12 protein-coding genes and 1 pseudogene are annotated in these 14,410 nt (G+C 71.4%); 8 read left to right on the top strand and 5 right to left on the bottom strand.

The window, feature by feature from the left end; translation table 11 throughout:
* Both zipA and fosX read left to right on the top strand, forming a co-directional pair.
* Entirely contained in the window at positions 1-747 is a 747-nt protein-coding gene (gene zipA, locus CSC66_RS10985; RefSeq protein WP_162377436.1) for a cell division protein ZipA, read from the top strand.
* Between the two features lie 13 nt (positions 748-760).
* Entirely contained in the window at positions 761-1,198 is a 438-nt protein-coding gene (gene fosX, locus CSC66_RS10980; protein WP_274381863.1) for a FosX/FosE/FosI family fosfomycin resistance hydrolase, read from the top strand.
* 112 nt (positions 1,199-1,310) lie between these two features.
* On the opposite strand, the gene CSC66_RS10975 is transcribed toward fosX, so the two are convergent.
* Positions 1,311-2,435 (bottom strand): pyridoxal phosphate-dependent aminotransferase, encoded by a 1,125-nt coding sequence (locus CSC66_RS10975; protein WP_162377435.1) that lies wholly within the window; start codon positions 2,433-2,435, stop codon positions 1,311-1,313.
* 78 nt (positions 2,436-2,513) lie between these two features.
* Between CSC66_RS10975 and ligA the strand changes: the two genes are divergently transcribed.
* The 5 genes from ligA to gyrA all read left to right on the top strand — a co-directional run bounded on the left by ligA (position 2,514) and on the right by gyrA (position 10,735).
* Entirely contained in the window at positions 2,514-4,859 is a 2,346-nt protein-coding gene (gene ligA / locus CSC66_RS10970; protein ID WP_162377434.1) for an NAD-dependent DNA ligase LigA, read from the top strand.
* A 38-nt stretch (positions 4,860-4,897) separates the two neighbouring features.
* On the top strand, positions 4,898-5,833 hold the full coding sequence (epmA, locus tag CSC66_RS10965; protein WP_238394371.1) for an EF-P lysine aminoacylase EpmA: 936 nt from the start codon (positions 4,898-4,900) through the stop codon (positions 5,831-5,833).
* Between the two features lie 129 nt (positions 5,834-5,962).
* Entirely contained in the window at positions 5,963-6,634 is a 672-nt protein-coding gene (locus tag CSC66_RS10960; protein ID WP_379655887.1) for a DUF3011 domain-containing protein, read from the top strand.
* A gap of 55 nt (positions 6,635-6,689) precedes the next feature.
* Positions 6,690-7,748, top strand: a complete 1,059-nt coding sequence (mtnA, locus tag CSC66_RS10955; protein ID WP_162377431.1) for an S-methyl-5-thioribose-1-phosphate isomerase — start codon at positions 6,690-6,692, stop codon at positions 7,746-7,748.
* 386 nt (positions 7,749-8,134) lie between these two features.
* On the top strand, positions 8,135-10,735 hold the full coding sequence (gyrA, locus tag CSC66_RS10950; RefSeq protein WP_162377430.1) for a DNA gyrase subunit A: 2,601 nt from the start codon (positions 8,135-8,137) through the stop codon (positions 10,733-10,735).
* 120 nt (positions 10,736-10,855) lie between these two features.
* Here the strand turns inward: gyrA and CSC66_RS10945 are convergent, their stop codons facing one another.
* From CSC66_RS10945 to CSC66_RS10935, 3 genes and pseudogenes are all read right to left on the bottom strand, one after another.
* Positions 10,856-11,836, bottom strand: a complete 981-nt coding sequence (locus CSC66_RS10945) for a restriction endonuclease (protein WP_162377429.1) — start codon at positions 11,834-11,836, stop codon at positions 10,856-10,858.
* Positions 11,837-12,046: 210 nt separating this feature from the next.
* Positions 12,047-12,550, bottom strand: a pseudogene (locus CSC66_RS10940) (phasin family protein).
* Between the two features lie 69 nt (positions 12,551-12,619).
* Positions 12,620-12,895 (bottom strand): polyhydroxyalkanoic acid system family protein, encoded by a 276-nt coding sequence (locus CSC66_RS10935; RefSeq protein ID WP_162377428.1) that lies wholly within the window; start codon positions 12,893-12,895, stop codon positions 12,620-12,622.
* A gap of 99 nt (positions 12,896-12,994) precedes the next feature.
* Between CSC66_RS10935 and CSC66_RS10930 the strand changes: the two genes are divergently transcribed.
* A complete protein-coding gene (locus tag CSC66_RS10930; protein WP_162377427.1) occupies positions 12,995-13,780 on the top strand; it encodes an FHA domain-containing protein in 786 nt (261 codons plus the stop codon).
* On the opposite strand, the gene msrQ is transcribed toward CSC66_RS10930, so the two are convergent.
* Entirely contained in the window at positions 13,749-14,393 is a 645-nt protein-coding gene (gene msrQ / locus CSC66_RS10925; RefSeq protein WP_162377426.1) for a protein-methionine-sulfoxide reductase heme-binding subunit MsrQ, read from the bottom strand. The two genes, CSC66_RS10930 and msrQ, sit on opposite strands and share 32 nt — an antisense overlap.
* Positions 14,394-14,410 lie beyond the last annotated feature (17 nt).

Genomic DNA, 14,410 nt, shown 5'->3' with positions numbered 1-14,410 from the left:
ATGTCCGACAAAGACCTGCTGCGCATCGGCATCCTGATCGTCGGCCTGCTGCTGCTGGCGGCGATCTGGTTCTTCGGCAGGCCGCGCAAGGAACAGCAGGGCACGCGCCGCGAGTCCCGGCAGTCGCCGGCGATGACGCCCGAGTACGGCAGCGCCCGGCGCGAGCCGTCGCTCGACGGGCTCGACCCGGCGGCGGACGAGGACTACAGCGGTGAGCGGGTCAGCCAGCCCGAGCTGGGCCTGGGCGGCGCGGCGGCGCCCGCGGCCAGCCACCTGGGCCGGCGCGAGACCCAGGATTTCGACAAGATCGTTTCGCTGTACGTGGCCGCCCGCGCCGGGAGCGTGCTGCGCGGGGAAGACATCGTGGTGGCGGCCGAGAAGACCGGCATGGTCTTCGGCCACATGAGCGTGTTCCACCGCCTGCTGGAAGGGCACCCGGAACGCGGCCCGGTTTTCAGCATGGCCAGCATCATCAAGCCCGGCAGCTTCGACATGGGCACGATCCGGGAACTGGAGACCCCGGCCATCGCCTTCTTTCTGACCCTGCCGGCGCCGGTGCCGGCGCTCGATGCCTGGGAGAAGATGCTGCCCACCGTGCAGCGCATGGCCGAACTGCTCGACGGCGTGGTCCTGGACGACAGCCGCAACGCGCTCGGTCGCCAGCGCATCGCCCACATCCGCGACGAGCTGCGCGCCTACGACCGCCAGCACGAAGCGCCGCCGCTGACCAAGGCGCCGCGCTGGTAGGCGGCGACGGGCGATGTCCGTGCGCGGCATCAGCCACGTGACCTTCGTGGTCGCCGACCTGGAACGCACGGCGCGGTTGCTGTGCGAAGGGCTGGGCGCGCGCGAGGTCTACGACAGCGCCGGTCGCGAGCATTCGCTCTCGCGCGAGAAGTTCTTCGTCCTCGGTGATGCCTGGCTGGTGGCGATGCAAGGTGCGCCGCTGGCCGAGCGCAGTTACCGGCACGTGGCCTTCGCGGTGGATGCGGCCGACCTGCCGGCCTGTCGGGCACGGCTGCAGGGGCTTGGCGTGGACATCCTGCCGGGCCGCGGGCGGATCGAAGGCGAGGGCGCCTCGCTCTACTTCCACGACGACGACAACCACCTGTTCGAACTGCACGCCGGCACGCTCGACGAACGGCTGGCCGCCTACGCGGCCGCCGATGCGGCGGCCACGCCGTCTGGGCGAGGTTGAGCGGCGGGCTCTCGAGGCGCGCAGTGCGTATCGACGGCGCCGGTATCCGGCTGGCGGGTATCGAAGCCGGTGGATGTGTAGCAACCGGCTGCGCAGCCCGCGTGCGTGGACCTCAGGCCATCACCTTCGCAAACGCCTCGCGGAACCGCGCCATCTCCGCGTCCGTCCCGACCGTGACCCGCACGTGCCGCGGCATCGCCGGCCAGCTGCGGCCGACGAATACCTTGTGCCGGGCCATCGCCGCGCTGAACGCACGACCGTCGCCTTTTACGTCGACCATGAAGCAGTTGGCCTGGCTGGGCAGGCAGGCATGGCCGCGCGCCGCCAGCCAGGCCACGGTCTCCTCGCGCAGGCGGGTGTTCTCGGCCTTGCGCGCGGCCAGGTGCTGCGGGTGGCGCAGGCTGGCGATGCCGGCCGCCACGCTAGGCACCGGCAGGCTGTTGGCGCCGAACAGCACCAGCCGTTGCAGCAGGTCCGGCCGGGCTACCGCCAGGCCCAGGCGCATGCCGGCCATGCCGTAGATCTTGGAGAAGGTGCGCAGCACGACCACGTCGGCGCCGGCGCGGACCAGGTCCAGCGTGTCCGGCTCGTCGCTGTAGTGGATGTAGGCCTCGTCGACCAGTAGCACGCTGCCGGCCGGCTTGTGGGCCAGCAGCCAGTCGATCCGCGCGCGCGGGGTGATCGAGCCGGTGGGGTTGTTCGGGTTGCACACGTAGACCAGGCCCGCGTCCGACACGCTGGCCGCGGCCGCCATCGCCTCCACGTCGTGGGCGCCGTCGGCCTGCAGCGGTACGCGCACCACCGGCGCGCCGTGGGTACCGGCCATCTGCGCCAGCGATTCGAAGGTGGGATCGGCGGTGACCAGTGCCGCCTGCTTCGAGGTGAACGCCAGCGCCGCCGAATCCAGCGCCACGCCGGAGCCGCAATAGCCGGCGACCTGGTCTTCGCGCAACCGGTTCTGCGCGGCGAACACCTCCACCAGCTCGCGCTGGGGCCCGAACAGGTAGCGGTGGGCCTGGGCCATGCCTGCGCCCGCCGCCGCGCGCGCTTCGGGGAACGGACCCTGCGGGTTCTCGTTGAAGTTGAGCAGCACCGCATCGGGATCGCCCATGCCCGGCAGCGCCGGCGGCAGTTGCGCATGCGCCGGTCCGGTGCCCAGCAGCGGCGCCAGGCCGGCGGTGGCCAGGCTGCAGGCGGTCAGGCCGAGGAAGCGGCGGCGATCGGGCATGTGCGTCATGGTCGCGTGATGGCGGGAGCCTTCCGGCACGCTACGGGAGCGGCCCGGACGCGGCAAGCGCCCGGGTAGAATCGGCGCATGAGCACCCCCGATCCCGCACGTCGCGTCGCCGAGCTCCGCAGCCGGATCGAAGACGCCAACCAGCGTTACCACCAGCACGATGCGCCGGACATCACCGACGCGCAGTACGACGCGCTGGTGCGCGAGCTGGAGGCCCTGGAAGCCCAGCACCCGGAACTGGCCGCCAGCGACTCGCCGACCCGCCGCGTCGGCGCCGCGCCCGCCGGGCGCTTTCCCCCGGTCGTCCACGCCGTGCCGATGCTCTCGCTGGGCAACGCGTTCGAGGACGGGGAGGTGGCCGACTTCGTGCGCCGCATCCGCGAACGGCTGGACCGCGACGTGCTGGTCTTCTCCGCCGAGCCCAAGCTCGACGGCCTGGCGATCAGCCTGCGCTACGAGGACGGCGCGTTCGTGCAGGGTGCCACCCGCGGCGACGGCGCCACCGGCGAGGACGTCAGCGCCAACCTGCGCACCATCGCGGTGATCCCGCAGCGGTTGCAGGGCAAGGGCTGGCCGAAGGTGCTGGAAGTGCGCGGCGAGGTGTACATGGGCCGCGCCGATTTCGAGCGCTACAACGAGCATGCGCGGCTGCACGGCGGCAAGGTGCTGGCCAACCCGCGCAACGGCGCGGCCGGTTCGCTTCGGCAGCTCGATCCGAAGCTCACCGCGCAGCGGCCCTTGAGCTTCTACGCCTACGGCACCGGCCTGGTCGAGGGCGGGACCCTGCCCGATACGCATTCGGCAACGCTGGCGCGGTTGCGCGACTGGGGTTTCCCGGTCAGCGACCTGGCCGAGGTGGTCAGTGGCGTCGAAGGACTGCTCGGGTACTACCAGCGGATCGGCGAGGCCCGCGACGGGCTGCCGTTCGATATCGACGGCGTGGTCTACAAGCTCGACGACTATGCCGGGCAGCGCGAGATGGGTTTCGTCTCGCGCGCGCCGCGCTGGGCCATCGCCCACAAGTTCCCGGCCCAGGAACAGACCACCGTGGTCGAGTCGATCGAGGTCAATGTCGGCCGCACCGGCGCGGTCACGCCGTGGGCGCTGATGCAGCCGGTGCAGGTGGGCGGCGTCACCGTGACCCGCGCCACCCTGCACAACGCCGACCACGTGGCCCGGCTGGACGTGCGCAACGGCGACACGGTGATCGTGCGGCGCGCCGGCGACGTGATCCCGGAGGTGGTGCAGGTGGTGGTCGATCGGCGTCCACCCGATGCCAGGCCCTGGTCGATGCCGATGGCCTGCCCGGTCTGCGGCTCGGAAGTCGTGCGCGAGGAAGGCGCCGCCGTATGGCGCTGCTCCGGCGAGCTGAGCTGCCCGGCGCAGCGCGTCCAGGCGGTGTTCCACTTCGCCAGCCGGCGGGCGATGGACATCGACGGGCTGGGCGAGCGCTACATCGAGTCGCTGTCCGAGCTGGGTTACCTGCAGGACGTGTCGGACCTCTACCGGCTGGGCGTGGACGACCTGCTGGAGATGAAGCGCCGTGCGGACGAGCGCGACGGCACGACGCCCGACACCGTGAAGGCCGGCAAGGTCGCCACCAAGTGGGCCGACAACCTGATCGTGGCGATCGACCGCAGCCGCGACACCACCCTGGCGCGCTTCCTGTACGCGCTGGGCATCGAGCACGTCGGCGAGAGCACGGCCAAGGCGCTGGCGCAGTGGTTCGGCGACCTGGATCTGATCCGCCACCTGCCGTGGCCGCTGTTCAAGCGCGTGCCTGACATCGGCGGCGAGGTGGCGCGTGCGATCGGGCATTTCCTCGACCAGCCCGGCAACCAGCAGGTGATCGACCGCCTGCTCGGACGCGGCGTGCGCATCGGCGACAGCCATCCGCCCAGCTCCAGGCTGGCCGAAGGCCTGGACCTGGCGACGCTGCTGGTCGACCTGGAGATCCCGAAGGTGACGCCGGTGCGCGCGGCGCAGCTGGGCGCGGCGTTCGCGGACGCGCAGGCGGTGCTCGACGCACCCGCACACAACCTTGTCACCGCCGGCCTGCCGGCCGACACCGCCAACGCGCTGGTGGCCTGGCTGGAATCGCCCTCCAACGCCGGGCTGCTGCTGCGCAGCGCGCAGGCGCAGGGACGGCTGCGCGCGCTGCTGCCTGACAGCGGCGGGCAGCCGGCCGGTCCGCTGGAGGGCAAGACGGTGGTGCTCACCGGCACCCTCGCCTCGATGGGGCGCGACGACGCCAAGGCCCGGCTCGAATCGCTGGGCGCGAAGACGGCCGGCAGCGTCTCCAAGAAAACCAGCCTGGTGATCGCAGGTGAAGCGGCCGGTTCGAAGCTGGCCAAGGCCGAGGAGCTGGGCATCGAGGTCTGGGACGAGGCCCGCCTGCTGGCGTTCCTGGAGCAGCACGGTTGAGCGCCGGCGACTGGCGTCCGAGCGGCAGCCTGGAGGCGATGCGCTTGCGCGCGCGCCTCTATGCGGAAATCCGCGGCTTCTTCGCCGCACGCGGGGTGCTGGAAGTGGAGACCCCGGTGCTGTCGGAGGCCGGCAACACCGAACCGAACATCGACAGCTTCACCACCGCCTTCAGCGGTCACCGTGATGCCGGTGCGCCACGGCGCTGGCTGCGGACCTCGCCGGAGTATCCGCTCAAGCGCCTGCTGGCCGCCGGCATCGGCGACTGCTACGAGCTGGGACGGGTGTTCCGCAACGGCGAGGCCGGGGGACGCCACAACCCCGAGTTCACCATGCTCGAGTGGTACCGGGTGGGGTGGGACCACGTGCGCCTGGCCGACGAGGCCGTCGCGCTGGTGCAGCAGGCGCTGGCGCTGGTGGGGCGGCGGGCGCAGGTGGAGTCGACCAGCTACCGGGACCTGTTCCTGCGATGGGTCGGGGTCGATCCGTTCCTGGCCGCCGACGCGCAGCTTCGCCAACCCCTGGACGGAATCGGCATCGACGCGCAGGACCTGAGCCGCGACGACTGGCTCGACCTGCTGATGACGCACCGGATCCAGCCCGCATTCGCCGCCGACCGGATAACCGTCGTGCACGACTGGCCGGCCAGCCAGTGCGCGCTGGCCAGGGTCCGCGATGGCGACCCGCCGGTCGCCAAGCGTTTTGAGCTGTACCTGGGCCGCTTCGAACTGGCCAATGGCTACCATGAACTGACCGATGCGGCCGAGCAGCGCCAGCGCTTCGAACGCGACTGCGCGGTGCGCGCCGCGCGCGGCACCGTGCAACCGCCGGTGGACGAACGCCTGCTCGGCGCGCTGCAGTCCGGCATGCCGGACTGCGCCGGCGTGGCCCTGGGCGTCGAGCGGCTGCTGATGGCCCTGTTGGGCACGGACCGGATCGGCGATGTACTGGCCTTCGATTTCGGACGCGCCTGAGCGGAGTGCGGGGCATTCACCGGATTTTCCGGGGTGGGGTCCAGAATCGGTCGAACAGGGATCCGTCGGGGGGCGGCACGGATGGACGTGGCAGGCGATGCGCAGGTAGGCGGAGGACCGGGCGCGATGGTGCGATGGATGGCGCTGTGCGTCGCCGCGGCGGCGATGGCCCTGGCCGGCCGTGGCGCCGTCGCGGCGGACGGCGTGGTGCGGTGCGAATCGTCCGACCTCAGGCGGGTGCACTGCCCGATGGATACCCGCAACGACGTCGAACTGGTGCGCCAGCTGTCGGGCAACGCCTGCATCCGCGAGTCGGACTGGGGCGTGGACGCCGCGGGCGTCTGGGTGGCGCGTGGCTGCCGTGCGGAGTTCCGGGCAAGCGGCGAGGTCGGCGTGGTGACCCGCCGGATGATCCGCTGCGAATCCAGCGGCGGACGCACCCGCAGTTGCCCGGTGGCGCTGCGTGGGGCGCCGGTGCGGCTGCTGCGCCAGGTCTCGGTGCTGCCGTGCAAGCGCGACGAGAGCTGGGGCGTGGGCCGCAACGAAGTCTGGGTGTCGCGCGGGTGCAAGGGCGAGTTCGAGGTCGGCGACCGCGATGCCGGGTTCCCGCCCGGTCCCCGCCTGCTCACCTGCGAGTCCAAGGACCAGGTGCGCCGCGAGTGCGGCACGACCATCGAACGCGGCGCGACCCTGGTCCGCCAGCTCTCGGGCATGGCCTGCGAGGAAGGTCGCAGCTGGGGCTGGACGCCGGAGAAGGTGTGGGTCGACAAGGGCTGTCGCGCGCAGTTCAGCGTCGAGTAGCGCTCCGGGCGGGGCCGGGCGTGGCGACGGTGCCGGTGCGTCCTACAATGCGCGCATGGATACCACTTTCGACTTCGACCGCTACGACCACATCCGGCCGATCCTGTGGACCGGTCAGGCGCTGGAACTGCTGGACCAGCGCAAGCTGCCGTTCGCCGTCGAACACGTGACCTGCGACGACAGCGACCAGGTCGCGCAGGCCATCCGTGACCTCGCCGTGCGCGGCGCGCCGGCGATCGGCATCGCCGCGGCCTGGGGCGTGGTGCTGGCGGGACGGGCGGTCGATGCCGCCGACGGCGACGAAGCCCTGCGCAGGATCGAACCGGCCCTGCAGCGGCTCAACGCCGCGCGTCCGACCGCGGTCAACCTGGCCTGGGCGCTGGCGCGCATGCGGCGTGCGCTGGCCGGCGCCGGCGGCGACTGGCGGCAGGCACTCGAGCGCCAGGCGCAGGCGATCAACGACGAAGACCTGGCCGCCAACCGCCACATGGGCGCGCTCGGCGCGGCGCTGGTGGCACCCGGCAGCGGCGTGCTGACCCATTGCAACACCGGCTCGCTCGCCACCGCCGGCTTCGGCACCGCGCTGGGCGTGATCCGCGCCGGCGTGGCCGAAGGGCGCATCGCGAAGGTGTTCGCCGGCGAGACCCGGCCCTGGCTGCAGGGCGCGCGCCTGACCGTGTGGGAGCTGCAGCAGGACGGCATCGACGCGACCCTGATCGCCGACTCGGCCGCCGCGCACCTGATGAAGACCGGGGCGGTGCAGTGGATCGTGGTCGGCGCCGACCGGATCTGCGCCAACGGCGACACCGCCAACAAGATCGGCACCTATGCCCTGGCCATCGCCGCCCGCCACCATGGGGTGAAGTTCATGGTCGTGGCGCCGTCGTCCACCGTGGACCTGGATACGCCCGACGGCGCGGCCATCGAAATCGAACAGCGCGACCCAGGCGAGCTGCACGGGGTGGGCGGCATGCGCACCGTGGCCGAGGGCATCGCGGCCTGGAATCCGGTGTTCGACGTGACCCCGGCCGCGCTGATCGACGCGATCGTGACCGAGAAGGGCGTGGTCGAGCAGCCCGACACGGCGAAGATGCGGGCGCTGTTCGGCGCCTGATCGGCAGCGTAATCGCCCGGTACGACCGGGATCGACGATGGTGGGTGCCCGCCGCGAGGTGGTGACGGGCGGCCATGCGCGCTTCCGCGGCACCTGCGCCGGACACTCGCCTGGCTGATGCCGCGAGGCCCGCTCCGCCACGCGCATGGCGGCTCCCGCAGGCCGGCACGGCTGCTGATCCGCGCGGCGGGCAGGGCGTGCCGGCAGGCCGCCCAGGCCCGCCGAAATGACCCGTGGGGCAGGGCGCAAGTGCTTGTTTCTGCGTGGAAATAGGCTCCGTTTCGACGGGCAATCGTGTTAGAATCGCGCGATTGTGCGGAGTCCTCCGCGCTGCGTCCCCCGCGACACCCGCGGGCGGCGCCGGAACCACCTGACGAAGAGCCCTGATGACGGATCTGGCGAAAGAAATCATCCCGGTCAACCTCGAAGACGAGATGCGCCGCAGCTACCTCGACTACGCCATGAGCGTGATCGTGGGGCGCGCACTCCCCGACGTGCGAGACGGCCTCAAGCCGGTGCACCGCCGGGTGCTTTTCGCGATGCACGAACTGGGCGCGCACAGCAACAAGCCGTACTACAAGTCCGCGCGAATCGTCGGCGACGTCATCGGCAAGTACCACCCGCACGGCGACCAGTCGGTCTACGACACGCTGGTGCGCATGGCCCAGCCGTTCTCGCTGCGCTACCTGCTGGTCGACGGCCAGGGCAACTTCGGTTCGGTCGACGGCGACTCGGCCGCGGCGATGCGCTACACCGAGGCGCGCATGTCGCGCCTCACCCACGAGCTGATGGCCGACATCGACAAGGAAACCGTCGATTTCCAGCCTAACTACGACGAGAAGGAACTGGAGCCGACGGTCATGCCGACCCGGTTCCCGAACCTGCTGGTGAATGGCTCGGCCGGCATTGCCGTGGGCATGGCCACGAATATTCCTCCGCACAACCTGACCGAGGTGGTGAACGGCCTGCTCGCGCTGATCGACGAGCCGGACCTGGATGTCGATGGCCTGATGCAGTACATCCCGGGCCCGGATTTCCCGACCGCGGGCATCATCAACGGCGTCGGTGGCATCCAGCTGGCCTACCGCACCGGCCGCGGCCGCGTGCGCATGCGCGCCAAGGCCGATGTCGAGGTGGCCGACAACGGCCGCGAATCGATCATCGTCACCGAGATCCCGTACCAGGTGAACAAGGCGCGGCTGATCGAGAAGATCGCCGAGCTGGTCAAGGAAAAGAAGATCGAGGGCATCTCCGAGCTGCGCGACGAGTCCGACAAGGACGGCATGCGCATCTACATCGAGGTCAAGCGCGGCGAATCGGCCGAGGTGGTGCTCAACAACCTGTACCAGCAGACCCAGCTGGAGTCGGTGTTCGGCATCAACATGGTCGCCCTGGTCGACGGCCGGCCGCAGCTGGTGAACCTCAAGCAGATCCTCGAGGCGTTCCTGCGCCATCGCCGCGAAGTGGTGACCCGCCGCACGATCTTCGAACTGCGCAAGGCGCGCGCGCGCGCGCACGTGCTGGAAGGCCTGACCGTCGCGCTGGCCAACATCGACGAGATGATCGAGCTGATCAAGACCTCGGAGACCCCGCAGGTGGCCAAGGAGCGCATGCTCGGCCGCAGCTGGGAGCCGGGCCTGGTCGGCGCGCTCCTGGCCGCCGCCGGGGCGGAGGCCTCGCGGCCCGAAGGCCTGCCCGAGGGCGTGGGCTTCATCGACGGCCGCTACCAGCTGACCGAGGTCCAGGCCCAGCAGATCCTCGAGATGCGCCTGCACCGCCTGACCGGCCTGGAGCAGGACAAGCTGACCGACGAGTACCGCCAGCTGCTGGAAACCATCCGCGGCCTGATCGAGATCCTCGAGAACCCGGGCGTGCTGCGCGAGGTGATCCGCACCGAGCTCAACAACCTCAAGGAGGAGTTCGGCGACGCGCGCCGCAGCGAAATCCGCGCCAGCGAGGAAGATCTGGACATCCTCGACCTGATCGCGCCGGAAGACGTGGTGGTGACCCTGTCCCATGCCGGCTACGCCAAGCGCCAGCCGGTGTCGGCCTATCGCGCGCAGAAGCGCGGCGGCCGCGGACGCAGCGCGGCGGCGACCAAGGAAGAGGATTTCATCGACCAGCTGTGGCTGGTCAACACGCACGACACGCTGTTGACCTTCACCAGTAGCGGCAAGGTGTTCTGGCTGCCGGTGCACCAGCTGCCGGAGGCCGGTTCCAACGCGCGTGGCCGGCCGATCATCAACTGGATCCCGCTGGAGGAAGGCGAGAAGGTCCAGGCGGTGCTGCCGGTACGCGAGTACGCCGAGGGCTACTACGTGTTCTTCGCCACCCGCGACGGCACGGTCAAGAAGACCCCGCTGACCGAGTTCGCGTTCCGGCTGGCGCGCGGCAAGATCGCCATCAGCCTCGACGAGGGCGACGCACTGGTCGGCGTGGCACTGACCCACGGCGCCAGCGACATCATGCTGTTCGCCTCCAACGGCAAGGCGGTGCGCTTCGACGAGTCCGAGGTGCGTTCGATGGGCCGCACCGCCACCGGCGTGCGCGGCATCCGCCTGGCGCCCGGCGAGGAAGTCGTGAGCCTGGTGGTGCCGGACGGCGAGGGCGACATCCTCACCGCCAGCGAGCGCGGCTACGGCAAGCGCACCCCGCTGGACGAGTATCCGAAGAAGGGCCGTGGCACCCAGGGCGTGATCGCGATCCAGACCACCGAGCGCAACGGCAAGCTGGTCGGCGCGATCCAGCTGTCCGAGCAGCACGAAGTGCTGCTGATCTCCGACGGCGGCACCCTGGTGCGCACCCGCGCCTCGGAAATTTCGCAGGTCGGCCGCAATACCCAGGGCGTGACCCTGATCCGGCTGTCGGAGGGCGAGTCGCTGCAGGCCGTCGAGCGGCTCGATGCGTCGTTGGACGACGAGGATGAGCCGATGCCGTCGCACGCTGCCGGGGAATCGTCCGCCAACGAGGCCGGGCCGCCGGCCTGAGCCGGGTTTCCCGTGGCGGATGCGAGAACGCCGGCCCCTGGGCCGGCGTTCTCGTTTGTGCTGTCGCGGGATGGCGCGCGGTTGCTGGCGGTGCATCCCGGGCCTGGCGCCCGCTGCCGGTCACATGGTCCGGCATTGCCTCCAGCGCACCGGCTCGTCGCTGCCGGGGCGCGGATTGAGCTGCACGCGCGAGGCGCGCAGCGGCGGATAGCGCTCCAGTTCGCCGCAGATCAGAGGCCAGACCATCTGGTCGCTGCCGCTGCGATCGATCACCAGCGTGGCACGGGTCAGCCAGTAGGCGCGGGTGATGCCGGGCACGTCGGAGAGCGTGCGGGCGATGTCGCCCTGGTAGCGGAGCAGGGTGGCGTCGTCGGGATTGTCCTGGATGGCGTCCTGGTCCGGGGCGGGCGTCGCGGCCGCCGGCGCTGCCGGTGCCGGTGCCGGGGCGGCCTGGGCGGCGACAGGCGCCGCCACCGCCGCCGGGCTCGCGCTGTCGCCATCCGCCGATTCCATGCGTGGCAGCACCACCGCCACCACCAGGCCCAGGACCAGCGAGGCGCCCAGGGCGATCCCGGTATGCCGCTTGGCCTGGGCGACGGCGTCGCGGTCGATGCGCCGGGTCGTGTCCACCGGCATGAAGGGCTTGAGCAACGGCCACAGGCGGCGACCATCAATCACCTCGATGCCGCGCTCGGTCGCCGCCGCCAGCGCGTCGCGCTCGGCCCGTCCCTCGGTCAGCAGGATCCCGGAACGCGCGCCGGCCAGGTCCATCGCGCCCGCCAGTTCCTCGACGCTCGCAGCCCCCAGCCGGTAGGCCAGGCCGTGCTTGCACGAGAGCAGCCAGCGGCTTTCGCCGTCGGTCATCAGCAACTGGCTGCTGGTGGAATCACCGCCCGGCTCCGGGCCGAGGCTGGCGTCGCGCAGGCCGCGCTGCTGCATGGCCTGGCCGACGATGGTGGCGAACTCGCGCCAGCGCAGGTTCGCCAGCGCGCGCAGTCCGGCGGCCGTTTCCGTCTCCGGACGCCGCACCAGCCACAAATAGAGCACCGCGAGCACCGCCGCCAATGCGGCCAGAGCCAGTCCCAAGATCCAGGATGACATGCCTATCCTTGCGAAGAATCCCCTGCGCCGGTGCGCGATGTTACACGCCTGCCGGTGCCGCCGATGGGCCGGGCCGGGATGAAAGAAGGCCCGCCAGTCCGGTAGCCGAGAGGGGAGGGGAGCAAACGGCGGTTGGACTGGCGGGCCGGTTCCGATTCTGCACAACCGCGTTGTGCTGTGCAACAAACCGGAGCGCGTGTTTGGCCAAGGCTACGGGCCGGCCGTGGGCTCGCCCGGTCCGCCGTGGGCGTCGCGCGCGGGCGCCTGGGCGTGCTCGCTGTGGCGGCCGCGCTGCAGCTCGCGGGTCAGCGCATCGATGCGGGCTCCGAGCGCATCGAGGTCGTCGCGGGTGGGCACGTCGAGCTGGCGCAGCGCCTGCTGCAAGCGCTGTTCGAACATGCGGCCCATGCCGTCCCACGCCTCGCCGGCGCGGGCCTGGGCCCGGGCAAACGCCGAATCCAGGCTCTGGCGCATGCCCTCCAGGCGAGCCGCGGCACCGGCCGAGCCGGGCGGATCGCCGGCTTCGACCTGCCGGCCTTATTCGGCCAGCTGCTCGAACAGCTTGCTGCCTTCGTCCTGCGCGCGGGCCAGCGCGCCGATGCCGGCCAGCCAGACCTGGTGGGCGTTCTCGCCCAGTTCGCGGGCGATGCGTCCGGCCTGCGCCTGCAGGTCGGCCACGCTGGTGAAACCGGGGGTGTGGGGGTCTGCGCTCATGTCCGCTCCTGGTGGTCGGGTGACCCGGCCAGTCTGCAGGCGCGGCCGATAAGGGCGCGTGAGTCGCGGTCAGTCCAGGCGTTCGCCCAGGACGCGGCGGATCTCCGCCTCGACCTGGCCACGCAGGGCCGAAAGCAGGAAGCCGAGCTCGGCCGTGACCCGCACCTGGCTGGGCAACAGCTCGACCTGGCCCTGCAGGCCGGGGCCGGCCAGCGTGACCGCGTCGCCCCGCCAGGTTCCAGCGACGCCGAAGCGTTCGCCCAACTGGGCGGCGATGCCGTCGATGATGCGTCGCGCCTCGTCGGGGGTACGCGTGTGCAGGTGCACGATCTCGATGCGGGCCATGGCAGGGAGCGGAAGCGGCAAGGCGGATCGGCAAGGTTAGCCGCCCGGCCGGCGGCGGGCCAGCGGAATCGTGCCGCGATTTGCTAGGCTCTGCCGCCAATGACCGAGCTGCAACTCCATTTCAGCAATCGCCAGCAGGCCGACCATCCGTTGTCGCCCGGCGTCCACCGCGTGGTCCGCCAGCCCAACGGCGTGCTGGCCGTCGGCGAGGCGCTCGCCGGCGTGCTGATGGCCCAGTTCTGCCTGGACCAGCGCGGCCTCTGGCTGCAGGTGCCCAACGGCGCGCGCGGCATCCATGTCAACGGCCGGCCGGTGCGGCGGATGGCGCTGCTGAGGGGCGGCGACGCGGTCTACGTCGACAACGTCGAGCTGCTGGTACGCGCGCCGTTGCGGGCCATGCCTTCGCCGCTGGATCCGGGCGAGCATGCGGCCGACCCGCGCGTGCTCCTGCGCGGCGTCGGCGGGCAGCACCACGGGCGCAGTTTCACCCTGGGACCGTCGCGGCTCGTCGGCGCCTCCCGCGAGGCCGACATCCGCATCGACGATCCGGCCTTCCCCGCGCGCCATGCGCTGCTGGAGCGGCATGGCGGGGTGGTCCTGCTGCGCGGCCTCGGCAACGAGCCGACCCTGGTCAACGGCATTCCGGTCCGCGACGCCGTGCTGGGGCCGGGAGACCAGGTGGTGTTCGAGGGCCAGCACCGTTTCGTCGTCGAGTTCCCTTCGCTGCCTGCGCCACCACCTGCGGACGGCCCGGCCCCGGCCGCCGAGGCGACCACGGGCGCGGGCGCGTTGCCCAGGCCGGCGGCGCGACTGCCGTGGCTGTTGCTGGCGGCGTTGTTGCTGGGGCTGGTCCTCAGCGCACTGCTGTGGTTCGGCGCGCGCTGAAGCGGCGCCATGCGCGCCAGCCCAGCAGCAGTGCCGCGATCGCCGCATAGACCGCGGGCTCGCGCACGTCGGATTTGACCAGCCACCAGAAATGCAGGATCGCCAGTACGGCGACCAGGTAAACCAGCCGGTGCAGTTGGCCCCAGCGCCGGCCCAGGCGCCGCATCCAGCCCTGGGTCGAGGTCACCGCCAGCGGCACCAGCAGCAGCCAGGCGGTGAAACCGACGGTGATGTAGGGCCGCTTGGCGATCTCCTCGAAGATCTGCGCCCAATAGCCACCGAGGTCCAGCGCCAGATAGGCGGCCAGGTGCAGGCAGGCGTAGAAGAACGCATACAGGCCGAGCATGCGCCGGAAACGCAGCAGCACCGGCTTGCCGGTGAGCTGTCGCAAAGGCGTCACCGCCAGGGTGAGCAGCAGCAGGCGCAGCGCCCACAGCCCGGTGCGATGTTCGATTTCGGCCACCGGGTCGGCGCCGAGCGCGTCGCTGCCGGTGCGCCAGACCTCGTAGACCTGCCAGCCCAGCCAGGCGGCCGGGGCGATTGCAGCGGCGTGCACGACCGCCTTGGCCCAGGCCACCGCCGGTGGCGTGGCCGGTCGCGGGCGGCGGCTCATGCGCGGCGGCTTCCGGT

Origin of the sequence: Pseudoxanthomonas kaohsiungensis, assembly GCF_010211765.1 — a bacterium.
GTDB classification, from domain to species: domain Bacteria; phylum Pseudomonadota; class Gammaproteobacteria; order Xanthomonadales; family Xanthomonadaceae; genus Pseudoxanthomonas; species Pseudoxanthomonas kaohsiungensis.
This window is presented reverse-complemented; position numbering and strand designations above follow the sequence as displayed.

What these genes read in the sequence shown, in the direction of transcription:
- zipA (WP_162377436.1), top strand. Translation starts at nt 1, where the DNA reads ATGTCCGACAAAGACCTGCTGCGCATCGGCATCCTGATCGTCGGCCTG.
- fosX (WP_274381863.1), top strand. Translation starts at nt 761, where the DNA reads ATGTCCGTGCGCGGCATCAGCCACGTGACCTTCGTGGTCGCCGACCTG.
- CSC66_RS10975 (WP_162377435.1), bottom strand. Translation starts at nt 2,435, where the DNA reads ATGACGCACATGCCCGATCGCCGCCGCTTCCTCGGCCTGACCGCCTGC.
- ligA (WP_162377434.1), top strand. Translation starts at nt 2,514, where the DNA reads ATGAGCACCCCCGATCCCGCACGTCGCGTCGCCGAGCTCCGCAGCCGG.
- epmA (WP_238394371.1), top strand. Translation starts at nt 4,898, where the DNA reads ATGCGCTTGCGCGCGCGCCTCTATGCGGAAATCCGCGGCTTCTTCGCC.
- mtnA (WP_162377431.1), top strand. Translation starts at nt 6,690, where the DNA reads ATGGATACCACTTTCGACTTCGACCGCTACGACCACATCCGGCCGATC.
- gyrA (WP_162377430.1), top strand. Translation starts at nt 8,135, where the DNA reads ATGACGGATCTGGCGAAAGAAATCATCCCGGTCAACCTCGAAGACGAG.
- CSC66_RS10945 (WP_162377429.1), bottom strand. Translation starts at nt 11,836, where the DNA reads ATGTCATCCTGGATCTTGGGACTGGCTCTGGCCGCATTGGCGGCGGTG.
- CSC66_RS10935 (WP_162377428.1), bottom strand. Translation starts at nt 12,895, where the DNA reads ATGGCCCGCATCGAGATCGTGCACCTGCACACGCGTACCCCCGACGAG.
- CSC66_RS10930 (WP_162377427.1), top strand. Translation starts at nt 12,995, where the DNA reads ATGACCGAGCTGCAACTCCATTTCAGCAATCGCCAGCAGGCCGACCAT.
- msrQ (WP_162377426.1), bottom strand. Translation starts at nt 14,393, where the DNA reads ATGAGCCGCCGCCCGCGACCGGCCACGCCACCGGCGGTGGCCTGGGCC.